Origin of the sequence: Halomonas sp. TG39a, from assembly GCF_000744395.1 — a bacterium.
Classification (GTDB): Bacteria; Pseudomonadota; Gammaproteobacteria; order Pseudomonadales; family Halomonadaceae; genus Vreelandella; species Vreelandella ventosae_B.
Genome location: NZ_JQLV01000001.1, coordinates 1,229,847 through 1,249,536 on the forward strand (window position 1 = coordinate 1,229,847; position 19,690 = coordinate 1,249,536).

At 50.1% G+C, this 19,690-nt stretch carries 23 protein-coding genes; 7 read left to right on the forward strand and 16 right to left on the reverse strand.

Features of this window, described 5'->3' with window-relative positions:
• Positions 1 to 14: 14 nt before the first annotated feature.
• Together U738_RS05290 and U738_RS22630 are read left to right on the forward strand one after the other, a co-directional pair.
• Positions 15 to 500, forward strand: coding sequence for a hypothetical protein (locus U738_RS05290; protein WP_035578029.1), 486 nt, complete (start codon positions 15 to 17; stop codon positions 498 to 500).
• 66 nt (positions 501 to 566) lie between these two features.
• Positions 567 to 1,568, forward strand: a complete 1,002-nt coding sequence (locus U738_RS22630) for a GGDEF domain-containing protein (protein ID WP_050713621.1) — start codon at positions 567 to 569, stop codon at positions 1,566 to 1,568.
• A gap of 27 nt (positions 1,569 to 1,595) precedes the next feature.
• Here the strand turns inward: U738_RS22630 and U738_RS05300 are convergent, their stop codons facing one another.
• From U738_RS05300 to U738_RS05310, 3 genes are all read right to left on the reverse strand, one after another.
• Positions 1,596 to 1,922: a TraR/DksA family transcriptional regulator gene (locus U738_RS05300; protein ID WP_035578032.1), complete on the reverse strand. Its 327-nt coding sequence runs from the start codon at positions 1,920 to 1,922 to the stop codon at positions 1,596 to 1,598.
• Positions 1,923 to 2,072: 150 nt separating this feature from the next.
• A complete protein-coding gene (locus U738_RS05305) occupies positions 2,073 to 2,522 on the reverse strand; it encodes a hypothetical protein (protein ID WP_035578034.1) in 450 nt (149 codons plus the stop codon).
• 49 nt (positions 2,523 to 2,571) lie between these two features.
• Positions 2,572 to 2,946 (reverse strand): hypothetical protein, encoded by a 375-nt coding sequence (locus tag U738_RS05310; RefSeq protein WP_235208634.1) that lies wholly within the window; start codon positions 2,944 to 2,946, stop codon positions 2,572 to 2,574.
• A 263-nt stretch (positions 2,947 to 3,209) separates the two neighbouring features.
• Between U738_RS05310 and U738_RS05315 the strand changes: the two genes are divergently transcribed.
• Entirely contained in the window at positions 3,210 to 5,876 is a 2,667-nt protein-coding gene (locus U738_RS05315; protein ID WP_035578036.1) for a bifunctional acetate--CoA ligase family protein/GNAT family N-acetyltransferase, read from the forward strand.
• 256 nt (positions 5,877 to 6,132) lie between these two features.
• On the opposite strand, the gene U738_RS05320 is transcribed toward U738_RS05315, so the two are convergent.
• The 3 genes from U738_RS05320 to U738_RS23750 form a co-directional block, all read right to left on the reverse strand.
• Complete coding sequence (locus U738_RS05320) at positions 6,133 to 6,834, reverse strand: helix-turn-helix domain-containing protein (RefSeq protein WP_050713618.1); 702 nt, start codon at positions 6,832 to 6,834, stop codon at positions 6,133 to 6,135.
• A gap of 368 nt (positions 6,835 to 7,202) precedes the next feature.
• A complete protein-coding gene (locus U738_RS05325) occupies positions 7,203 to 8,744 on the reverse strand; it encodes a PHA/PHB synthase family protein (protein WP_050713617.1) in 1,542 nt (513 codons plus the stop codon).
• Positions 8,728 to 8,940: a poly-beta-hydroxybutyrate polymerase N-terminal domain-containing protein gene (locus tag U738_RS23750; protein ID WP_092490853.1), complete on the reverse strand. Its 213-nt coding sequence runs from the start codon at positions 8,938 to 8,940 to the stop codon at positions 8,728 to 8,730. Before U738_RS23750 ends, U738_RS05325 begins: the two co-directional genes overlap by 17 nt.
• 373 nt (positions 8,941 to 9,313) lie before the next feature.
• Between U738_RS23750 and U738_RS05330 the strand changes: the two genes are divergently transcribed.
• A complete protein-coding gene (locus U738_RS05330) occupies positions 9,314 to 9,814 on the forward strand; it encodes an Hsp20/alpha crystallin family protein (RefSeq protein WP_035578038.1) in 501 nt (166 codons plus the stop codon).
• Between the two features lie 104 nt (positions 9,815 to 9,918).
• Positions 9,919 to 10,569 (forward strand): BON domain-containing protein, encoded by a 651-nt coding sequence (locus U738_RS05335; protein WP_035583205.1) that lies wholly within the window; start codon positions 9,919 to 9,921, stop codon positions 10,567 to 10,569.
• Positions 10,570 to 10,989: 420 nt separating this feature from the next.
• Here U738_RS05335 and U738_RS23785 read toward each other — a convergent pair whose 3' ends face one another.
• Positions 10,990 to 11,232, reverse strand: coding sequence for a tetratricopeptide repeat protein (locus U738_RS23785; protein ID WP_081899037.1), 243 nt, complete (start codon positions 11,230 to 11,232; stop codon positions 10,990 to 10,992).
• A gap of 54 nt (positions 11,233 to 11,286) precedes the next feature.
• Between U738_RS23785 and U738_RS05345 the strand changes: the two genes are divergently transcribed.
• On the forward strand, positions 11,287 to 11,784 hold the full coding sequence (locus U738_RS05345) for a CreA family protein (protein WP_035578040.1): 498 nt from the start codon (positions 11,287 to 11,289) through the stop codon (positions 11,782 to 11,784).
• Between the two features lie 22 nt (positions 11,785 to 11,806).
• Here the strand turns inward: U738_RS05345 and U738_RS05350 are convergent, their stop codons facing one another.
• Both U738_RS05350 and U738_RS05355 read right to left on the reverse strand, forming a co-directional pair.
• Positions 11,807 to 12,367: a CAP domain-containing protein gene (locus tag U738_RS05350; protein ID WP_231896725.1), complete on the reverse strand. Its 561-nt coding sequence runs from the start codon at positions 12,365 to 12,367 to the stop codon at positions 11,807 to 11,809.
• Positions 12,360 to 12,848 (reverse strand): pyridoxamine 5'-phosphate oxidase family protein, encoded by a 489-nt coding sequence (locus U738_RS05355; protein ID WP_035578044.1) that lies wholly within the window; start codon positions 12,846 to 12,848, stop codon positions 12,360 to 12,362. The genes U738_RS05350 and U738_RS05355 overlap by 8 nt, the downstream gene beginning before the upstream one ends.
• A gap of 218 nt (positions 12,849 to 13,066) precedes the next feature.
• Between U738_RS05355 and U738_RS05360 the strand changes: the two genes are divergently transcribed.
• Positions 13,067 to 13,321, forward strand: a complete 255-nt coding sequence (locus U738_RS05360; protein WP_035578046.1) for a DUF333 domain-containing protein — start codon at positions 13,067 to 13,069, stop codon at positions 13,319 to 13,321.
• Positions 13,322 to 13,369: 48 nt separating this feature from the next.
• On the opposite strand, the gene U738_RS05365 is transcribed toward U738_RS05360, so the two are convergent.
• From U738_RS05365 to U738_RS05395, 7 genes are all read right to left on the reverse strand, one after another.
• Complete coding sequence (locus U738_RS05365; protein WP_035578048.1) at positions 13,370 to 13,687, reverse strand: hypothetical protein; 318 nt, start codon at positions 13,685 to 13,687, stop codon at positions 13,370 to 13,372.
• A 111-nt stretch (positions 13,688 to 13,798) separates the two neighbouring features.
• Positions 13,799 to 14,080, reverse strand: a complete 282-nt coding sequence (locus U738_RS05370; protein ID WP_035578050.1) for an amphi-Trp domain-containing protein — start codon at positions 14,078 to 14,080, stop codon at positions 13,799 to 13,801.
• On the reverse strand, positions 14,081 to 15,412 hold the full coding sequence (locus tag U738_RS05375) for a metallophosphoesterase (protein ID WP_172821678.1): 1,332 nt from the start codon (positions 15,410 to 15,412) through the stop codon (positions 14,081 to 14,083).
• 27 nt (positions 15,413 to 15,439) lie between these two features.
• The gene (locus tag U738_RS05380; protein WP_035578055.1) at positions 15,440 to 16,132 is read right to left on the reverse strand and encodes a histidine phosphatase family protein; all 693 of its coding nucleotides are present in this window, start codon (positions 16,130 to 16,132) and stop codon (positions 15,440 to 15,442) included.
• Positions 16,132 to 17,241, reverse strand: coding sequence for an HprK-related kinase B (locus U738_RS05385; RefSeq protein WP_035578057.1), 1,110 nt, complete (start codon positions 17,239 to 17,241; stop codon positions 16,132 to 16,134). The genes U738_RS05380 and U738_RS05385 overlap by 1 nt, the downstream gene beginning before the upstream one ends.
• Positions 17,241 to 18,149, reverse strand: a complete 909-nt coding sequence (locus tag U738_RS05390; protein ID WP_035578059.1) for a GAK system ATP-grasp enzyme — start codon at positions 18,147 to 18,149, stop codon at positions 17,241 to 17,243. Before U738_RS05390 ends, U738_RS05385 begins: the two co-directional genes overlap by 1 nt.
• Positions 18,142 to 19,668, reverse strand: coding sequence for an aminoglycoside phosphotransferase family protein (locus U738_RS05395; RefSeq protein WP_152561127.1), 1,527 nt, complete (start codon positions 19,666 to 19,668; stop codon positions 18,142 to 18,144). Before U738_RS05395 ends, U738_RS05390 begins: the two co-directional genes overlap by 8 nt.
• Positions 19,669 to 19,690 lie beyond the last annotated feature (22 nt).

Below are 19,690 nucleotides of genomic sequence, written 5' to 3' on the forward strand. Positions count from 1 at the left end.
AAAGGTTCGTTATCATGAATAACTTGGCAGCTCTTTCTCTTCTACCTCAAGAACAGTTGAATTTAGCCTATTCTAATGAAGCTTCTGAGCTAAAACGGTATCGATGGCTAGCACTTACCTTCCTACCTTTTGATTCATCGGTTAGTCGTTTGATGACCGCAATTAGCATGGAGTGCATGCATCGCCTTTGCAATTTGCAAGAAGTGGCTAGGAAAATGGAGCTTGGCGCTTGCATTAATACTGAGCAAAAAGGGAACATACATTTGCTCAATACAAAAGAACAGCATTTTTTTGTTGTGGACGATCAAATAGGGCATCAAATCCTCGCCAAAGCTGAAGAAGCTGCTGAAGTGTCATGGACATTTTTTTGCTGGCTGCTAGAAACTAATGCCACTCCTGAGTTACACAATACCTTATTCGACTTCGTAACGCAGAAAAATAATGAGTTTCGCGTCATACAGGAGTGTCGCGAACAACGGGCTATAGGTTTTTATAAGTAGCTTGTCGTAGTCAAAGCCGAAGTAGTGTGTTGTACATATATGTGCTCATATCATTGAGGTGTGTTCATGCTTACTTCAGTATGTAATAAACCGGATTTTTTTAGCTGTCTTAATAGCGATTTGAATTTAGTGGCAAAAAGCCTTTGGGAGTGTTTTCCTAAAGAGATGATAATCGTTCGTGTTACTGAGCGAAATCACTATATTATTGAAGAGATTAAGCATCTGCAATCTGCTGAATTTAGCAACCATCTAATAAGTGTGGGTAAACCTTTCAGAAATCTACTTCCATCACCCCTAGCCGAGGAGTTGATCGTAAACTGCACACGCTGTGTTAAAGGGGAAGTGCCTGTTCATTTTGAAGTGGCGGATGGTTGCTTCAACAAAGGGGGGGACCAGCATAGCTTTAAGCTGCTTCTATTTCCTGTCATGCACCAACCAGGGGTAGTGTCGCATCTACTCTGCATCGTGTTGAGCTCAAATATGACCAACATTACGCAGGTTGCGAAATACTCCGAGCAAGAAGTGGAACGCCGGGTGATAGAGCGCACCGCTGAGTTGGTGGCTACGAATTTGCACCTGACCTACCTGGCTACCCATGATGGCCTCACTGAAACGTATAATCGACGCCATCTCCTTGATTTGGCTAACACTGAGTTCAAGCGGGCTGCTCGTTATGGCTTATCGCTCTGTGTGATGATGTTGGATATTGACCACTTCAAGACTATCAATGATGAGCAGGGGCACGCGGCGGGTGATCATATGCTGAAAACTTTAGCCCATGCGATGCGTTCCACGGTGCGCGATTGGGATTTATTGGGTCGTTATGGTGGGGACGAATTTATCATCATATTACCTGAAACAGATATCCAAGGCGCCCAGGTTATAGCAGAGCGACTGAGTAACACTCTGCAGAGCGCCAGGCTGTCTGTTAGCATTGGCATCGCCACGCTTGAACTGAATGATCGCTGCATTGATAATTTGATTAACCGTGCCGATCACTTGCTATTGAATGCCAAGCGAAACGGCCGTAACCGCATCGAATGTACTTCTTTTGCTCTCACAGCCTGATGATTACTGAATTAATAGCGCATCACTTTATGGAATAGCGCACTCATTGCAACGTGTCGCGTAAGGTAAGGCCTGGAGGCGGTGAATATCGATCACTCCGCCACACACCTCACAGAGCTCTCCCACGTTGGCGTCAATACGAGTGAGGGCTTTTTCAATTTGCGTAAGCTTTGCACGTGCTTCATTTTCCAAAAGGTCGACGACATCATCACTCTGAATTTCAAGCGCCTGTTCTTCCAAATCTTTATCTAAGGCACCACTTCGCTGGTGCTGATGTGCTTCGTAGCGTTGTATACGTTCGAGTAATTCTACTCGGAGCTCCACAAGCTGTATTCTTCTGTCATTTGCAATCATGGTACACCCTCAGTGCTTGATAAAAAGTAAAATGAAGCGCTCTTTATTTAGCATAATGGTCTAATGTTCAGTCTCTACGGCTAGAAAGTATTTGAATGCAAGGTGGGCTTTGGTAATTGTTAAACCTCGTGAGTGCCTTTAGTTAGAGCGCTAAAGATCTTCAAGCTCTTGCGCGTCACGAACCATGCGCATTGCTTCATGCTGTTCAAGAGTGAGGAGGTTGTTAAGTAGCTCATTTGCAACTACTGTTTCTGCACGCAGCGCCAAATAGCGATAAAGCTCAATGATCTTGTTATGTATTGTTACGATTGAGCACATGATTTCTGCGAAGGTCATGTTGCTGTAATCAATATTTTCGAGTGTGATAAAGTTCTTGTCGAAGTGCTCAACACACCATGTGTGAATAGCAGCTGATTGAGCATCTTGCTCACTCAGCGCCAAGACACGACTCAGCTCTTTTTCATGCAGTGATAGGTAATCAAGCAGCATGCGCACTTTTTCTTTTTTTGTTGAAAGGGATGCTTTGTTTAAGCTATAAGCTAAGTTGGTGTGTAATAAACGCGTCATCTTCAACATTTGTTGAATAGTTTCGACTGACATTGTCTATCCAGCTTTGGTTAGAGTTTTATTTTTGTAGGTTTTCGGTGTGCTATATTTCGCACCAGAGAAGTTCTTTGAAGTCTTCGTTAAGCTCAGACACCTTATGCATTCGCCTCATGGTTACGTCAGCCATGTCACTCGCTACTTTATGGTAGCAAGACGCCATCGATAGCGGTGTCTGTATTCCTTCAAGCCCAAGTAGACAGCTCGTTAGCTTGCTATAAGAATCGGCCATGGTCGAAAACAGTTCGAGTTCATGGCGCATGGTATCATTGAGGGAATCAAACAAAATACCCTGTAACTTGGCAGCCGAGCCATTGGTTGTCATCCAGGGCTGGTACCACCATATAAAAACGTTATCATAATTGAATGCGTTCAAAGCCTTTTTGGGGTGTTTTGATTGTAAAGTTGTCATGGTTGTCATTTTTTTACCTCCTAAGGACTAAAAGGAAGTATAGAAGCAAATAGGCCCCTTGGCTTACCCATTAATCAATGCTTTGATGTTGTAGATCAATATTTTTGCTGTTAATAAGTTAATAAACAGTTACTGCAAAAAGTAGCGTCATACAATGAGTAGTCCACGTCATTTCTCGCTCAAGGCCAGTGCGAGCTTCAATTTACTTGGTTCAGGTGACTTTAAACACGATGTGAGGCGTCCCGAAATCCCACCATGATCGGAGATGTTAGATGTCGATTCGCAATTTAGATGTACTGTTCTCTCCTGAAACAATTGCGCTCATTGGTGCTAGCAACCAGCCTGGGTCGGTGGGTGCCGTGTTGGCACGAAATTTACTCAGTGCTGGTTTTGCAGGGCCGGTGCTCACCGTCAACCCTAGTGAGCGTGCCATTCGATCAACCCTAAACTACCACTCTGTTAGTGAATTGCCGCTCACTCCTGATCTGGCGATCATCGCAACCCCGCCGGAGAGCGTTCCGGGCCTGATAAAGGAACTTGGTGAGCAGGGCTGTCGTGCGGCGGTGGTTATCACCGCAGGCTTTGGCGAAGGAGAGCAGTCAGATGGAAAGGCGCTCCAGCAGGCAATGCTCGAGGCGGCACGACCTTATCTAATGCGTATTGTAGGGCCCAACTGTTTGGGTGTTTTGGCTCCTCACAAGGGTATCAATGCCAGTTTCGCTCATCTTACCCCCTTGAAGGGCGATATCGCTTTCGTTACCCAGTCGGGGGCTGTGGCAACATCGATGCTCGACTGGGCGTCAGCGCGAGGTATCGGCTTCTCGTATATTATTTCGCTAGGCGCAATGAGCGATGTTGATTTTGGCGATGTGCTCGACTTCCTGGCGCTTGACCCAAAAACGCATTCCATTCTGCTCTACGTCGAGGCCATTTCCGACGCACGTAAATTCTTGTCGGCGGCGCGCATGGCTTCACGAAACAAGCCGGTCGTCGTGGTGAAAGCCGGCCGTAGCGATGCAGGTGCCAAAGCGGCGCTTTCGCATACTGGGGCTCTGGCGGGATCCGATGCTATCTATGACGCTGCCTTTAGGCGTGCGGGAATGCTTCGGGTGAAAACCCTAGATGAGCTATTTCAGGCGGCAGGAACGCTCGCCACGGGCATCCGCGTGCAGGGAGATCGGCTGGCTATACTCACCAACGGTGGTGGAGTCGGTGTGTTAGCCGTGGATGAATTGATCGATTTGGGCGGCCACTTGGCAGAGCTCTCCGAGGCGACCTTGGCGCGTTTGAATGCCGTGTTACCCAAGGCTTGGTCACACGCTAATCCCGTTGATATTCTCGGCGATGCGTTGGGCCAACGCTATGCTGAGGCGCTTGACGTACTGCTTGATGAACGCGGTGCTGATGCACTCTTCGTTATTAATTGCCCAGTAGCGGTTACCGACAGCCTGGATGCTGCTCAAACGGTAATGACGACACTTGAGAAACATCGGCTACCCGTTTTGACCTGTTGGCTCGGCGAAGGCGCGCCCGCAGAAGCCCGACGACTGTTTGCGGAGAAACGTATTCCCTCATATGGCACGCCGGAGCAGGCGGTTCGTGCCTTTTTGCACCTCTCCAGCTACTGGCGCAATCAGCGGGCCCTTATGGAGACGCCTGCGGCTGTTTCCGATCTCATTACCATCGATATGGCTAGCGCGAACGCGATTATTGATCGTGTTACTGATGAGGGCCGCAGCGTACTGACGGAGCCCGAAGCATCAGCTGTCTTGGCTGCCTATGGCATACCTACGGTGCCGGCCATGTTGGCTCGCACGCCGGAGGAGGCCTGTCACGTAGCAGAGCAGCTGGGCTTCCCGGTCGTGCTGAAAATTTTGTCGCGCGATATTTCTCACAAGTCTGATGTCGGGGGTGTGCAATTAAACTTGGCTTCGTCCGAGGCCGTGTATCTGGCGGCCGAGAATATGCTTAGGGTAGTCCATCAGGAGGCCCCCTCGGCACGGGTCGATGGTTTCAATGTGCAACCGATGATTCGTCGTCCAGGTGCGCATGAGCTCATTCTAGGCGTCGCTGAAGACCGCGTTTTTGGCCCCATTATTCTGTTTGGGCAGGGGGGTAAAGCCGTTGAAGTCATTGGTGATCGCGTGGTTGGCTTACCCCCGCTTAACTCACTGCTGGCTCAAGATATGATCAGATCGACACGCATATCGCGTATGTTGCAAGGCTATCGTGATCGTCCAGCAGCTGATTTGGATGCGATCACGCTCACGCTTATAAAATTGTCGCAACTGGCCAGCGACTTGGAACGCGTAGTCGAACTTGATATCAACCCGCTGTTGGCTGACGCTTCTGGTGTGATGGCTTTGGATGCGCGCATCGTGATTAGATCCGGTCAGCAACAACGGCTGCCAATGGCCATCCGCCCTTATCCCAAGCAGCTCGCCCAAACAATCACGACACGCAGTGGCCAAGCCTATTTCTTGCGTCCCATACGCCCCGAAGACGAAGCGGCGCTGGTCAACATGCTGGGCCATTCCTCTCCCAGTGATGTGCGATTGCGCTTCTTTGCAGCCATCAAAAAGTTCGACCATGCCTTTGCGGCGCGACTAACCCAGATAGACTACGACCGGGAAATGGCTTTTGTAGCGATACCTTCTGGCTGCGACGAGATTGTGGGGGTAGTGCGCCTGTCTGCCGATCCCGATAAAGAGAAAGCGGAGTTTGCGGTCATGGTGCGTAGTGATTTTAAAGGAACCGGACTGGGTTATAGCCTTATGCAGCAGATTATTGATTTTGCCCGCATGAACGCGATTAAGCAGCTATTTGCGGATGTGCTGCGCGAGAATCACCCAATGCTCAAGATGGTAAAAGAGTTTGGATTTCTGGTGATGCCAACGGATCATCAGGCGGATAGCGTCACCGTCGTGCTAAATCTGTAATGGGAACTCGTCGCCGAACCGAATGTTATGCGCTGTCAGGCCAGCACAGCAAGGCTTGCTCACTGCTTTTCCTGTCTGGCGGATGGTTAAGCCTTTCGCATGGCCAATGGCGATAAAAGTGTGTTTAAGTTGAGGAAACGAGATGGCCAAGATGTTGTTTTTTATTATAATGCGTACTGTGTAAAAGGAGAGCGATAGAGCGCGCCTGTTCCTAAGATAGAAACGGTCGCTTAGGAGAATGTCGTCTGCGATAAATTCACTTCCTTTTTACAACTATAGACGCTAATGCATCAGGGTTTACTATGCAGTACTCATGACCACGTGCTGTTAATATTTCTTGTTGCTGAAAGCGGCTGATGAGGCGACTGAGCGTCTCTACTGCCATACAGAGATAATCGGCCATTTCATGTCGTGACATGGCAAGCCTGAAAGAGTAGGGCGAATAGCCCCGAGCAAAAAAACTCCTCGACATTGCAGCAAAAAAACAGGCTAATCTGACGTCTGCAGGCTGGCTAATCATTTGCCACATTCGTGAGTGCTCTAGGCTCATAGCCCGACTCAAACAGCGCAGCAATTGCATATGGCTAGCTTGAAGGTTGGGAAACTCTTCAATTCGTCTAAAGGGAATGTGCAGTAAGCCTGATGTTTCAATGGCAATCACGGTGCCTGCATAAAATCCCTCGCCAATAGCATCTAGGCCAATAATTTCGCCAGGTAGAAAAAAGTGTGTGAGCTGCTCATTGTCGTTTTTAGACTGAAGCATTTGTTTTAGCATGCCACATTGCACGATGTATAAGCCTTGAAAAGGATCTCCTTGGTATAATAGTGTGTTTTTTCTACGCAAAGTTAATATGTATTGAGACAGGTTTTTCAATTCTTGTACAAATAAGAGAGAGGAATGACTGTAAAGCACTCCTTGTTCGACATATGGCTTATCCAAACCAGTTGACTTCTCCATACGTTTATCCTAGGTTCCCCAATAAAATTTTTGTGTAACTCTATGAGCCACGAACGATTTTTAAAGAAGGTTCTCTTGAAAGTATTATAATTCAGATAGTTATGTGGTTTTTGGTTTTTTTAGACGTTGGGGAAGTTAAGCGTAGCAGATGTTGTGAGTTATACAGTGATAAAAGCTAGTTATTTTTATATTTAAAGCCTATGTCAGTAACAAAATGACTTGTAAGATGATTTTTAGGTTAGGAAAGAGGGGGAGGTGCCATCAATATTAGTTAGCATCCTGAAGGTGCTTTTTTGCCAGTTTATTTAGTCTTCGCGTTTCGCTGGCGAACTGGTGTCCAATTTATCTCGCCGAAAAGAAAACCTTGTTCATGGCTGCTTCACATAGCTCCCCGGTGCATCTTCTAATGGCGGGTAGTCGCTTGAACCCAGAGCTGGCTTGCTAACCAGAGGCCCTGAGTGTTTCTCCAGCCAGATTTGCCACTCCTTCCACCAGGAGCCTGGCTGTATAGTTGTGCTCTCTAGCCAAGTGTCAGGGTCAATATAACTATCGTTTTCATGCGCCACTGTCATTCGGTAGTGCCGATGAGAGTGCTCTGGAGGGCTAATAATCCCCGCATTATGGCCACCGCTGGTGAGTAGGAAAGTGGTTTCAGGTGCATCAGAAAGCAAGTTCAGCCTGTAAGTGGATCGCCAAGGTGCAACGTGATCCCATTCGGTGCCGACACAGAAGATCGGCACCTGTATATCGCTAAGCGCTACTGGGCGGTCATCCACCCGCAAGCGACCTTCGGCTAAATCGTTATTTAAAAATAGGTTGCGCAGGTATTCAGAATGCATACGGTAGGGCATGCGCGTTGCATCTGTGTTCCAGGCCATTAAGTCGTTTACGGGTTGTCGTGTGCCTAGCAGGTATTCATTTATCATTCGAGACCATATTAAATCGTTAGACCGAAGGATCTGAAATACTCCCGACATTTGCTTGGTATCAAGAATGCCCTGAGCCCACATCATATCCTCAAGGAAAGCGAGTTGCTTATCATCGATAAATAGCATGAGCTCACCAGCTTCCCGAAAATCGGTTTGTGCAGCCAAAAGTGTCATGGATGCTAAGCGATCATCTTTATTTCGAGCCATAGCCGCAGCAGTGATAGCTAATAGCGTTCCGCCTAAACAGTAGCCAACGCCATGTATCTTCTGATTGGGCATTAATTGCGCGATGGTGTCGAGACTCGCGAGAATACCTTGCTGGCGATAGTCATCCATGCCGATATCACGATCCTCGGCGGTAGGGTTACGCCAGGAAATCATAAACACGGTTTGCCCATGATCAACCAGATACTTGACTAGCGAATTATGTGGTGAGAGGTCAAGAATGTAATACTTCATGATCCAAGCAGGCACTATCAGCGTAGGTATGGCATGCACTTTGTCGGTCGTAGGCGTGTACTGAATAAGCTCGATCAAATGGTTGCGGTAAACGACCTTGCCAGGTGTGATCGCCACATCCTTTCCTACTACATAAGTGTCGGTGCCAACGGGAGGTTTGCCGAGTAAATGGTTCTGAATATCTTCATAGTAGTGTTGCATTCCCTGAAGCAGATTGGCTCCGCCGCTGAAGAAAGTTTTGTTTAATACGACAGGGTTGGTCAGCAGGTAGTTGGAGGGCGACAGCACATCAAGCCATTGCCGAGCCCCGAACTCTAAGGCTTGTTCGTGATGAGGTGAGAGGCCGCGTAAGCCTGTTGTGGCGTTATACCACCACTGCTGTTGCAATAAGAAACTTTGATAAAGCACATTGTAAGGGTAGCTGCGCCAGCTAGGGTCGCGAAAACGACGATCCTGAGGTAAGGGGGTAATACAAGGGGCAGCATTGGGATCAAAAGCCGAGTGGCTAGCCCAAGAAAACAAGCGCAGCTGTTTTTTTTAAGGCTTTTTGTAGCAAATGAGCCTGGGTTCCTGGAGATAGTACCATGCTGGATAACCAGTCCAAATATGTAAGCATAACCGACATAGGGGAAATACCCATTGTCATCCCCGCCAGTGAGGCACGCACTAGTCTATCAAAATCTTGATGCTGAGAATTTCCGAAAAACATATATCTCATGCCTCACAAAGGGTTATTAAAATAGCTTTATTAATACCTATTTAGACTCAGTGACCTTTTCCTCGCCAGTGTGGCTGTTAACGATGAATACTTAAGTTACAAATTTTGCATGTGGCTAAGAGAAACTGTTAAGAGGTTTAGATGGTTTTTTTAATATTTTAAAATAGTTTTTTGAATATGATGCTTTATTTTGACATAGGTCAAAATTTACGTATGTTAACACTTTTTAATGATCCCAATAATCTACTCTCCATGCAAAGTTAAGCTATAACTAACCAAGTGGTTTTTATAACCATTGGGAAAAGCTATCAAAACTAAGGTAAGTAATATATTTGTATTTCTTATTATAAGGGTCCTAAAAAGGAGTGATAACATGAGCAAGACAGCCATCAAGTCTTCAGTAGAGGGTAAAAACGATACCCAGACTTCTAGCCGTGCATTGAGTCCCCTGGAGGAGTTTGACCGAATGATGGAAGGGTTTTTTGAACGCAGTTGGATGAAGCCTTTCTTTAAAGACGATTCAGTCAAAGAGCGGTTGGGATTGTTCTCTCAACGCAATCCTAAGGTTGATATTATTGATCGCGAAAAAGAGATCATAGTACGCGCTGAAATTACCGGAATTGATCGAAAAGAATTAGAGGTTGAAGTCACTGAGCATGCGGTAACGTTAAAAGGGCATCGCTCTGGTGAGACCGAAGAAAAAAAGGATGAATATTTTTATTCGGAAATATGGCAAGGCTCTTTTTCTAGGACCGTGGCTTTGCCAGCTGAGGTGGATGCACAAAATGCTGACGCTAAGTTTAAGGATGGTATCTTAACAATTACTCTGCCAAAAACGAAAAAGACTTCGCGACGCAAGTTAGAAGTTAAATGAGTCAACTAAGGCAGGTAAGCAATTGTTGATATGTAATGAGGTGCTAACTGAAAGTGTATGTTATGTGCCTAAAGATCACTCATGCGTTTAAGGGAGATGTAGACATGTTTAAGTCAGATACTCAAATTCAGCAAGATGTGCTTGCTGAACTCAAATGGGAACCTTCCGTTCGCGCTACAGATATTGGAGTGGAGGTGAAAGACGGCATTGTGACATTGGCTGGGCATGTCGATAGCTATGCGGAGAAGTGGCATGCAGAAACCGCAGCACAGAGAGTCAGCGGTGTGAAGGGGGTTGCGGTAGAAATTGACGTGAAGTTGCCAGGAAGTAATCAGCGTACCGATGCCGATATCGCACGAGCGGTGAAGAACACGCTGGAGTGGAATGTATTTATACCCAATGATCCGTTGAAAGTAATGGTCGAGGATGGTTGGGTGACGCTGACTGGCGAAGTTCCCTGGGAGTATCAACGCCGTTTGGCTGCTAGTTCTATTCGTTACCTGGCCGGTGTTACCGGTGTTAGCAATCAAATCATTCTAAAACCTAAGCCGACAGCGGCGGCTGTCAAGGCCGATATTGAAGCCTCACTGAAACGTAGGGCTGTTCAGGATGCTAACGCCATCAAAGTAGAAGTGCATGATCATGATGTAACACTGAGTGGAAAGGTACACAGCCTCGCCGAAAAAAGCTTAATACATAATGCGGTCTGGAACTCACCCGGTGTTTGGAAGGTTACAGATAATATAAAAGCTTAATGCGTTGGCTGTTGAGAAGGGTGAAGGGTCGTCGAATCCCAGGGATGCTTTCGACGACCCTTTGCCTTTGTGGCTTCCCTTTTCTGAAATGTAGCGGGGGTGGTGGGTAGATTGATGGTGACGCTGGAGTTATGAGCGCCCCGACTTTGAGTAGGGCGTTAGCGTGTTGTATTCCTCAATGCTGCTGCCATGTTCGCCGATAAAACAGAGTGCCACAGTATTAATTAGTATAACGTCTGTGAATCCACTCTCTTTAGGCTCAATGTTGCCAGTAGTACTCTATTCACAACCTGGTTGATAGTTGGAGGACATGCACACACTTGCACGCCGTTCAGCTTCAGCTATGTCTTCGTCTGTCATTATTTCGGCGAAATCTGTTTTATTTCCATTTGTTCTATCACTGTCGGCTTCAAAAATGGTTTAACACATGTACGCGGTTACATCGTCCTGATTTACGCCCCTCCCAAATTCGTACTGGGCCCCGAGAGCAAACTGTGCCTCTGGATACCCTTGCACCGCCGCGAGACGAAACCACCTTGTGGCTTCTACGTCGTCTTCTGGTACGCCCCAGCCATGCTCATAATGCGCAATATTACGTTTCAGAAGTAAAAAGGGAAGTGGGATTCTGCCTGCTGATGGTTCTCCAGGAAGTTTGTACATCATGTATCCTTAGCGCTTGCCTGTCTCTTAGTCTGACTAATCCCAAGGAAGTTACCCATGCTTTTCCCAAAACGCGCTGCCCTCACGTTGCTCATTGCTATGGTTGCGCTATTGCCGCCCACGCTATTCGCTCAGGATGCTCATATCGGCAGCGTGCGTACCGAGTTCAAGCTGCTGGGCCCGAACAATACCATTGAAGTGGAACGCTTCGATGACCCGAAGGTTCAGGGTATCTCCTGTTATCTCTCTTACTCACAGATTGGCGGGATTTCCGGTGCGGTGGGGTTGGCTGAGGAAGCCAGTGAGGCGAGCGTGGCGTGTCGGCAGACGGGGGAGATTGTCTTCGACCCTGCAGAAGTAGACGAGCAAGAGGTGATTTTTAGCCAACGTCGCTCTGCGCTTTTCAAGAATATGCGCGTTGTGCGCATGCATGACGCCGAAACCCAGACCTTTGTGTACCTGACCTATAGCACCAAGCTGGTAGACGGCTCACCTAAAAATGCAATTACGGCCGTTAACTATGGTGGCATTAGGGAAGGTGAAATAGAGGAGTGACCTGTAATCGATTTGTGGGCGATTAGCGGGGTTTGCCGAGTGTTTGTGTCCAGTAGGTTGAGTAGCGCGACTCTGAACCCTCGGCTTTTGCCATGCCCATCTCGGTAAAGGCGTCATTCATGATGTTGCGGCAGTGGCCGGGGCTGTCTAGCCAGCCTTCAACCGCGGCGGAAACAGTGGTGTGGCCAGCGGCGATATTTTCTCCCACGGCTTGCCATGCGTAATCCTGATTGCCCACCCGTTGCTCAATTCCCGCGCCATCCGGGCCGGTATGGCTAAAGTAGTCATTCTCGGCCATGTCCTGGGAGTGGCTCTTGGCCGCTGCTTCAAGCTTGCAGCTCCATGCTAACGACTCTACGGCCTCAAACGGCTGGTCGCCGCATTGTCGTGCTTGGCTACGCGCTTCGTTAACCAGCGACAGCATTGCCTGCTGTTGGTCGGTAAGTTCGCACTTATCCTGACTGATAGCATCGTCACTCGGGGGCTGATCATTGGCCCAAGCGCCGCTTGAACCCAGGAGCATGACAACTATCAGGCTGGAAAGCGCCCCGGTAGCGGGGCGCTTGGGTAGGACGTTACCCACCGAACTTCTCATTCTCACCAAGGTTCGGGGTGGCATCCTGTTTGAGGTTAGCTTTGGCGATTTCGTAAAGCTGGAACGTCTTGCTCTCTTTGGCTTTCCAGTGCTCACCCATCTGCACTTTAATTTCCAGCAGTGCAACGTCTGGGTCGTCTTTACCTTCAGGGAACCAGGCCGCGATGAAAGGATTCCAGTATTTCTCGATCAGTTCGCGGTTATCGGTAAGGTTGGCTTTGCCCGATAGGGAAACGTAGACGCCATCTTCCTGGTCGGAGAAACTAAGGCACACATCGTGGTCGCTTTGGGTTTCAAATACCTTTTCGGCACTGCGGCGGGTGAAGAACCACAGGGTGCCATCGTACTCATCTTGCACCAGATGCATGGGGCGCGCTCGGGGTGTGTCGTTATCCAACGTCACGAGCATGCCCACTTTGATATCTTTGATCATCTTCCAGATCTTTTGCTTATGTTCCGGGCTGGACATAGCTTCACTCTCCATATGAATTCGGTACTAAAAATAGCCATAGACAATGCTTGTACATCGAAGATGACTAGCTACAGCCTAGCTACCATTTTCGACATCAGCAAACGCTCTATTAAATAATCATACCTCTCGCCAGGTAACATCCTGCTTGATGTGCACGCGGTTACTCACCAAAATCAAACTGACGCTGAACTGTATGCGCAGGGAGGGAGGTTCCAATGCTAACAAGATTTATATACCGCTACGGTGCAATAACAGTGCTACTCATGCTCGGCGGCTGTGCCTCGGGCGGGGGTGGCCCGGATTCTGACAATCAGATGACGCAATACGCGGCTGAATACTGTAGAAGCCTCGGCGGGGAGAATGAAATTCGCGAAAGCAGCTTAGGCACTGGCCGCTATTGCCGCTTGCCTGATGGCCGGGTTGAAAATGAGTGGCAGCTTTATCGTAAAGAGCGCCTTGATAATGACTAGTCGTCACCTTTTATCGCACTTGGGCCAGTCACTCCTAGTCCAAGGGGCTTAGCTGTTCTTGGTTTTATGGCTTTTTTTAAGGCCAACCATAACCGCTAGCAGCCCGCACGCCAGTGCTGGCAGCAGCACATCAAACACTGAGTCTAACGTCCACCCGCGCCAGACGCCTTCAAACATACCGACTGGTAGCGTTTCGCTCCACGCCCATCCACGTTGAATGCCTAGCCTGTATTCGTGCTGCGCGATCTCGCGACCAAGCAGTATCGCCACCGGTATAACCCCCGCCACGCGTGCAGAAACAAACGGTAATAGTGAGAGCTGAATGACCAAAGCGATAATGACGTGCTCTAAATGTGTGACGTCCATCTCTGCGCTCCCATAGCCTTTCTTCCGTGAGCCGAAAGGGCTCTGGGGCAATTGGCATCATGTTCCCACATTCATCGTGGTAGGGCACGGGACATCGCGATAATGCTCGGCCTAACGCTTACCCGCTTTGGTTTTAATTTTGGGGGGCGTATCGGAAAGCTCTTTCTCTTTGGTGCGCCACTTAATCTTTATTTCCACCTCTTGCTTATCGCCTTCATCGCTGGCGCGTAGGGAGACTTGCAGCAACTGCTGGGGTGTCAGCACTAGCTCGCCTTCGCTCTCCTGGAAGGCCAGCTCGCCTTTATTGATCGCGTTTGCCAGGGTGATCAACAGCTCCTGGGTTGCCTGACGATCCAGCAGCGAGTCGTGACTGAATTTAGTTTTGGACTTCATTTAGTGGGCTCCTACCCGTTTCCTTTTGAGGCTGGGTTTGAACACTTTTATCTGAGGGTAGTCACAGCTCAGGCCGATCACCCCGCGTTTTTTGTCGATTAACGTTACCCCCACACCACAGCCGTCGAGCCCCTCATTTTTACGCGAGTGAGCGTCCAAGGTGATATCGGCTTCGATATGGATAAGGCCGTTTTTAAGCGTCACCCGCTGGCCAAAGTGTTGGTTGATATGGCCGTGAACCAGCACCTGAATGCCTGCCTGTCGGGCAACGTAAGCGCCGCGGGGCGTAAGGGGCAGGTCGGCTTTACGGTATTTCGTTCTAAAGGTGTTGGCCAAAGAGCCGTAATAAAAACTGAACAGATTCTGGTTCATCAGGTTTTGTTTGAAGGCGCGGTTGGCATACTTGACGCCGTGATTGGCGAGCAGTTCGGCCATATGGTCATCGAGGCCCGCATGCAGAAACAGAAAGGAACCGCGCTTTTTGACCAGCCGCATGCGGCGGAAAAACCAGCTAAATTCCCCCGACTTTTTGAGAAACAGCGAACGACACTTCATGGCGGCGGCGTAGACCTGGGAGAGCGACAGGCCGTTTTTTGCACAGTGCGCTTCAAAGTTCTGGGCCTTGGTCGTCATCTTGCTAATTTCACGCGCTATGCCTTCATCAGTCAGAAACCCGGCGGCATAGAAGGGGAAGTTCTCGAACCAGTCACTGCCTGGAAACAGCGCCTGTCGGCACGCCTCCTCCGACGGTAACCCTTTGTCCCACTGGGTATCGGCCAGGTATTGATCGAAGACCTCTTTGAACAGCGGTATCACCTTTTTACCCATGCGTACAAAGAGGTGCTGGCTACCGGCGTCAGTGTCGCGTTCCAGGGAAAGCAGCCCCATCAGCAGGCGTAGGTCATGGTTGCCGGCCAGCAGGGTGACCTTGGCGTTAAGGCGGTATAAGTGGGCCAGGCTGCGCAGCATCATCAGATTACTGGGGCCTTTATCCAGACAGTCGCCGCCCACAACGATGTCGGCTTTTTTGCCGAATTTTGTCAGCGCATACTCACATAGGTGGTCACCGTCACGCTCGATCACCCCGGCAGCAATTAGGGATGCCTCAAAGGCTTCGGCATCCGCATGGGGGTCTGAAATAAACACCACCGGTTTTTTGGGCCAAGTGAAGCCCTTTTTCTGCGCACGCTTAACAAAGGTGCTTAGCGCTTCGTCGTGATTGACCGAGGTGGCATCATCGGGCCAGGGCGCCCACTCCGTTGGCAGGCGAGCCAAGATGGCGTTGTGATAGGGGTGGTCGTTAATTTGCGGAATAACATTGGACGCTGTCATGGAAGCCATCTTATAGGTCGCTATCGTTTAATCGAGTGGGTCTGCCGGCTGGCGCTGTTTCCAGTTGCCGTATAGTCGGCTCCAGCCTTGGTGATGTCGCTCGAAAACGACCGGATGACCATGAAACATACTTAACCGTTTAATATCGCTGAAGGGGATGACATCTAAATGATAGCTCGCATGGCGAATGGAGGCGCCGTGGCCCACGACCAATTGCAGTTGTTTCGCTGCTTCAAGCCCTGGCGATGGCGCTAACAGGGCTTGTAAATGGGCAGCGACCCGCTCACCAGCTTCTAACAGTGACTCCGCGCCATCGAAGGGCAGTTTAAATTCGCTGGCCGATTTCCAGCCCGCTGGAAGAGGTTCAAGGCGGGGGTCAAGGGCAACGATGCGTTCTATTTCCTGAACACTAAGGTTGGCTAGTGCCCCAACGCTGCGTTCACATAGGGCTGAGAAACTGCGCAAGCGGGGTGGCTCAGCAAACAGTGGTGTGAGCTCTTCGCGGTATATGTCGGCCGTTTGCCAGGCTCTTAACAGCGTCGAGCAGTGAATCTCGGCATGAAGTTGATAGCCTGAAGTCGCTAGCCATTCACCGAATTGCCGCGCTTGCTCTCGAACGTCTTGTGCACCCTTTTCAGTGAGGGGGTAGGGCTGCAGGGCACTGGGCGTATTCGCCAACTGTGCATAAGCCCCGTGGCGAATCAGTGCCAGCGCCGCCATCAGAGAATGCCTCTGTCGTTGAAAAGTTCGATTGCCCGTGCAAAGTCGATGGCGCCGGTGAGGCGCAGTACGTCAACGCCCGCTAGGTATTCGGCATAGGCCTGGGCAGATTGGGCTTGTTCGGCTGGGAAATGGCCATCCGCGCGCTGAAAAAACGGCCCTGGGCTTTTGCGTAAGCCCTCCAGGGCCTCAGGTGTGGTGGCGATATCCACGCTGCTCAGCGCGGTGGGGGCCGTCGAGTCTAATGCCCAGTCCAGCAGAACCAGGTGTTTAAGCGTGCCGGATAGGGCGGTTTTGTCTGCGCCGTAGGCGTTGGGAATCAGTACATCGTACTTCTGCTCAATATCCCATAGCTGGCTGCTGGGCATGTGCTCAAAACGGGCACGCTCATGGGCAGGCAGTATGTCGATCAAGCGCGGGGAGTGGATCAGCGTGCCCGGATTAACCCGGGGGTGTTTGGCGACTCCGAGAATGTTTATCTGGCCGTTGTCGGGTTTAAACAGAACCCGGTCATTGGAGAGAAAGCGCGCCTGTGCGGTTTCCAGCGCTTTCAGCATCAGCGTCGATTTACCGCCACCGGAACTGGCGGCAATGGCCGTAACGTTGCCATCAATATCGAAAGCCGAGGCGTGGCCGAGCAGGTAACCGCCGCGTTGATGATGATTAAGAAACTGGTTGTTAATAAAGTTGATGACTTGTGAGTGATGCTTGTTTAACTCGCCCACCGCGACCGGCGCCGTTAATGACTGGAACAGCACCATGCCCGTGCGTACTTTATGAATCCAGCGCCCTTGGGGCGTATCCACGTAGGCCTCTTTCAGGCCTAGCGCGCTGGTTTTAGCACGCTTGACCGCTGTCCACTCGCGGCCGCTGGTATCCACCTGCTGATCCAGTAGCCATACCGGTAGTTCTGGCTGGTCAATGGTATGGACTTCTTTCGGGAGTAAACCTGACGCCGTTAAACCAGCATAGTAAACCTCTAGATGGTCAAGAATGGCCGGTTGGTCGGCCAATACGCGCACCGTTAAGCCATTAAACGTCAGCGGTAGCGTGTAGCGACAGGCGGCCTTGGCCTGAATGATTTGCTGGTTGTCAAAAAGGTTGATCATTAGCCTGCCTCTGCTGTCGCTGCCTCTAATTGGCCCAGTACATAATCACCCAGTTTTTCGGCGGCATCGATACCACAGCCTTTTTTTGCGCCGCTAAACCCGCCAAAGGCGGAAACCTCAAACACCACGGGGCCTTCATCGGTCAAGGCAATGTCTACAGTGGTAAAGCTTAGATCGAAGCATGACTGGGCTTTGCGGCCCAGCTCAATCAACTCAGGGCTGGCATCAAAGGGTTGATATTTGCCCCCGCTGTGTATCGTTGTGTTCCAGGCTTTGCCATCGCTAACACGGGCATAGGTGCACAGGTACTCGCCGCCGAGAAACACCATGCCTAAATCCTGACCGCCCAGGTTCACGAACTGCTGAAGGTAAAACAGACCGTGCTTAGCCTTAAATTTATCCAGCTTTTGGGTGTTGGCTTTTACACCGTCTGCTGCTTGTAACACCATCATGCCGCGAGCTTTGGTTGAGTAGAGCGGTTTTAGGATCGCCTTGCCGAACGCGTGGATAGCCGCCAGCGCTGCATCAGTGCTCTCGGTAACTCGCGTTGCGGGAAGCGGGACGCCGCCTGCTGCCAGGGCGGCGGTGCCCTCAAGGCGATTAATCAAACGGCTTACCTGGTGTGGGCTGCTAAAACAGCGCACACCGTCCGCTTCGAGGCTGCTGAGCATACGGAGTCGGTCGTCTGCGGCAGGGGAGTAGGTTTCGCTTATTTTTTTGATGATCACGCCGTCAAGGGCGTTGAGCAGGGTGTCCTGATAGCGCAACTGGCCGCTTTCAAGTTCCAGCACGACGTCTGCCATATCAACGACGCAGCGGTAGCCGGTGCGCTGTTCTAAATGATTCGCCAAGACCTCGGTTGACCATTTGCCCGGTATCCCGATGACCGCAATCCGCTTATTAATCACTAAAAATATCCTCTAGGGGAAGCCTGTACTGCTCAATTTTTTCCGGGTTTAGAAGCGTTATGGCTTCTAACAAATAGCTCGCTCTAAGGGCGAGCCGGTTGGCAAAAGGTTTGTCATAAATAAAGCGCGTGGAGGTAGCAAAGGAGCGCCCCAAGGCGATGGCTAGCCGGGCGTCAAAACGTGTATCGTTATTCTCTTTGGCAAACCGTCGAGCAAACTGATAGAGCTGCCTGATCAATGCCATTAGTTCGGCTCTAGGGGGCTCATCCATAATGGGCAGCCGATAAATCGACGCCATCAGTACCGATAGATCCTGAACATAGTCAGAGTAGGAGGCTCGGTGGAGATCGATGAAGTAGATGCGATTTTTGAGTTCGTCGTAGATTAGGTTATCGACGTTAAAGTCGCCGTGGATCAGCACGGAAAATGGCGCTCTAAGCTGGCCCTCAAGGGGCTCAACCCTATCGATCAGCTGATCAAAACTGGGGCGGGGCAGTCCACAAATAGTCTGGCGCTCATTAAACAGTGTCGGGTGCGTTTGGCGGGTTTCCGGCATGCGTTTACGCAGCTGCTGCATATATTCGGCCTGAGCGGGTTCAGGGGTGCGTGAACTCTTCCAGATTTTTCTCAACGTTCGTTGGAGGGTGTGGGTAAGTTGCTTGGCTGATTTCCACTGGCCGTTTAACAGCAGTGATTCAAGCGTTTGACCTGGTAGGTGTTCGATGACCATCGAGCCCAGTTCATCGCCTTGCTCCACATGGTGGGAGAGCACCGTGGGCGCCACCTTGGGGTAGACCCGCTTCCATTGATCTACCCCGTACAGCTCTTCAATGACTTTCTGACTTTCACCCTCTTTGTAGACGGCCATCATATTGCCAGAAGCGGCATGCTCGGCTTTCAATGTAGCGATGGTGCTGCCGCTGCGGGTAAGCGCCAGCCGCTCAACGCTAAAGTCTTCACTCTGGGCGGTCATCGCGTGGGCGGCGTTTTGCAGCTGCTTATAGTTTTGCAGCCGTACGGCGGGGCCAAAGTTGGCGGCGAGTAGGGCGTCGGCAAGTTCTGAAAGCAGATGAATCATGCGGTGAAGTTGAAAATCTACCACGGCGCTGTTTTTGACGGCTGAATTGTCAGGACCGAAAGCAGCCGTTAAGCGAGCGGCTATATTGGGTATCCGTCGGCCTATTTTTAGGCCTTGGCGAATATTTGCGTCATCGATGTTAATGATCACCAGCTTCAATGATTTGCCTACCAACCGAATCAGCTTGGCGTACTCTTTTCGCGACTTATCAGGAAGCTGTTTTAGCGCCTTAATGGCGGTGAATTCAAGGCAGGCTTGGCCGAGCTGGTCAAGCAAACGGGCTAAGCGTTCAAGGGATTTAGATTGTTGAAAACCCTGGCCATCGATTTTGCGTCGCTGCACATCCATAGCGACGGCGAGCTCTACTTTCTCCAGCAGCGTGCTTCTATAGCCCTTGCGATTGATGAGGCGCTGAACAAGAGGTTCACTGGGCTTAGTCACATAAGCTTCAACTAACTCGAAG